2 protein-coding genes are annotated in these 3,231 nt (G+C 42.2%); both read right to left on the reverse strand.

Annotated elements, in window-relative coordinates:
• Positions 1 to 371: 371 nt before the first annotated feature.
• Entirely contained in the window at positions 372 to 1,799 is a 1,428-nt protein-coding gene (gene lpdA / locus CWB78_RS18240; RefSeq protein WP_008114944.1) for a dihydrolipoyl dehydrogenase, read from the reverse strand.
• 163 nt (positions 1,800 to 1,962) lie between these two features.
• On the reverse strand, positions 1,963 to 3,231 hold a 1,269-nt coding region (gene aceF / locus CWB78_RS18245; RefSeq protein WP_138596823.1), incomplete at its 5' end, for a dihydrolipoyllysine-residue acetyltransferase.

Here is a 3,231-nt window from a genome sequence, read left to right on the forward strand (position 1 = left end):
GTCCCTGTTGGTTTTTACGATTAAATTGAAGGCTCCGCATTGGACCTAAAATAAAAGAAAATAGATATCTGCGGGCTACGGGCTACGGGCTACGGGCTACGGGCTACGGGCTACGGGCGCTAGTAAAATAAAACACCGAGCTTTTTGCAAGCATAACTTTTATGTTGCAGGCGTGAATTTATCTCGCGCAGGTTTAATTTAGGGTTTTAAGCCCGTTGCCCGACACTCGCAGCTCGACATGCTTTAGTCTTTGTTTTTGCACCATAGAGACGCTGCGCTACACAGAACAATCTTTTGCTAAACGCTGAGGCTATAAAAACAAAAAACCCAAGCCGAGGCTTGGGTTTTTTATCGCGATTAACTAAAAGAAATTACTTCTTCTTTTTAACTGCTTTTTTGTTTGGTAAATCAGTGATTGAACCTTCAAATATTTCAGCAGCAAGGCCGATTGATTCGTTCAATGTTGGGTGAGCATGAATTGTTAGCGCTAGGTCTTCACCATCTGCACCCATTTCAATACCTAGACCGATTTCGCCCAGCATTTCGCCTGCGTTAATACCAATCATAGCACCACCGATAATACGGCCGCTTTCTTTATCAAAAATAAGCTTAGTAGAACCTTCAGTACGTGAAGAAGCAATAGCACGACCCGATGCAGCCCAAGGGAATACAGCTGTTTCAATGCTTAAACCTTGCTCTTTCGCTTCTTTTTCAGTTACACCCGCCCATGCAATTTCAGGGTCAGTGTAAGCAATTGAAGGAATACACTTAGGATCAAAGTAATGTTTTTGACCAGAGATAACTTCTGCTGCAACATGGCCTTCATGAACCGCTTTATGCGCAAGCATAGGTTGACCCACTAAGTCACCAATCGCAAAAATATGTTCTACGTTAGTACGTAATTGCTTATCAACGTTAATAAAACCACGCTCATCAACATTCACACCCGCTTTATCAGCGTCTAACATGTTACCATTTGGTGTACGACCTACAGCAACAAGTACTTTGTCGTAACGTACTGGCTCTGCCGGTGCATTTTTGCCTTCAAACGTAACATATAAACCGTCGTCTTTTGCTTCAACGCCAGTTACTTTAGTTGAAAGCATTACATTAAACTTGTCTTTAACATGCTTTTGGTAAATTTTAATGATGTCTTTATCAGCAGCAGGAACAAGTTGGTCTGCAAATTCTACAACATCAATTGCAGAACCTAGTGCACGGTAAACCGTACCCATTTCAAGACCGATAATACCACCACCTAAAACAAGTAGCTTTTCAGGAACATCTTTAAGCTCTAGCGCGCCCGTTGAATCAATAACGCGATCATCCTCAGGGATGAAAGGTAAGTTTACAGGTTTAGAACCCGCAGCAATAATTGCGTTATCAAAGGTAATGGTTGTTTTACCGTCAGCGCCTTCAACATCTAAAGTGTTGCTACCAGTAAATTTACCGTAACCAGATACAACTTTTACTTTACGCATTTTAGCCATGCCGTCTAAGCCACCTGTAAGCTGGCCAACAACAGAGTCTTTCCAAGAACGAACTTCATCTAAGTCAATTTTTGGTGCGCCAAAAGTAACGCCGTGAGATGACATTTCTGCAGCATCATCAATCACTTTAGCTACGTGTAAAAGTGCTTTAGAAGGAATACAACCAACATTAAGACATACACCGCCTAATGTCTCGCGAGATTCTACTAATGTAACTTCTAAGCCCAAGTCAGCAGCGCGAAAAGCCGCAGAGTAACCACCAGGACCACCGCCTAGTACAACAACTTGAGTTTTTAATTCGTTGCTCATGCTATTACCTTTATTGTTTGAACGGGACACAGCCCCAAAATTTAACTGCCATGTTTCTGCAAGGCAGAAAAGGGCATTTGTGCAAATATTGTATCATTGCAAATGATAAAAATCCCAGCTAAAAACAACTGGCTGGGATTTGATTTTACTCACTCTGTAGTGATCACATCACTAACTGGCGTATATCACTCATGTAACTTGCAAGAGTAACAGTAAAGCGTGCAGCAAGTGCACCGTCAATCACTCTATGGTCGTAAGACATTGAAAGTGGAACCATTAGCTTAGGCTCAAACTCTTTACCATTCCACTTAGGCTTCATTTCAGATTTTGACACACCTAAAATTGCCACCTCAGGCGCATTCACAATCGGCGTAAATGCCGTACCGCCAATGCCACCTAGGCTTGAAATAGTAAAACAACCACCTTGCATATCTGATGAACTTAACTTGCCATCACGCGCTTTAACAGATACTTCCATTAGTTCACGAGATAGTTCAATAATGCCTTTTTTATCAACATCTTTAAACACTGGTACAACTAAGCCATTTGGCGTATCAACCGCTACACCAATATTAATGTACTTTTTAAGGATTAAGCTTTCGCCATCCTCTGAAAGCGATGAGTTAAATGTAGGGAACTCAGCAAGCGCTTTAGCAGCTGCTTTCATTACAAACACGAGTGGCGTAATTTTAACACCCAGCTTTTTCTTCTCGTTAAGCGCGTTTTGCTCTTTACGGAACTGCTCAAGGCTCGTGATATCCGCTTCATCAAACTGGGTAACATGTGGGATTTGTACCCAGTTACGGTGTAAGTTTTTACCTGACAGCTTTTGAATACGAGAGAGTTTTTTCTCTTCTATTTCACCAAACTTAGCAAAATCAACTTTTGGCCATGGAATTAAACCAAGCTCACCGCCACCAGCATTGGCTTTAGCTGCTGATACTTGACCAGACTCAACTTGCTTAACCAGTTGCTTAACATAGTTTTGCACGTCTTCTTTAACAACACGGTTTTTACGGCCCGTGCCTTTAACGTTGGCAAGGTTAATACCAAACTCACGTGCTAAACGGCGAACCACTGGAGATGCATGTGCATAAGCGCTATTGTTTTCAAAGCTTTCAGAGCTTGCTTTAGCAGATGATGCTGCTGATTTTGACTCAGACTGAGCTGCCGGCTTAGATTCTGTTTTAGGCGCTGGTGCTGATTTTTCTGCAGGTGCTGCAGCTGGTGCACTACCCGCCACTTCAAATACAAAAATCAATGAGCCAGTTTTAACTTTATCGCCAGTCGCTACTTTAATCTCTTTAACAGTACCTGCAAACGGCGCCGGTACTTCCATAGCTGCTTTGTCGCCTTCAACGTTTAAGATAGATTGCTCTTCTTCTACGCTATCGCCAACTGCAACCATAATTTCAGTTACTTCAACTTCGTC

The sequence above is a fragment of the Pseudoalteromonas sp. S1612 genome, assembly GCF_005887175.1.
In the GTDB taxonomy this organism is placed as follows: domain Bacteria; phylum Pseudomonadota; class Gammaproteobacteria; order Enterobacterales; family Alteromonadaceae; genus Pseudoalteromonas; species Pseudoalteromonas undina.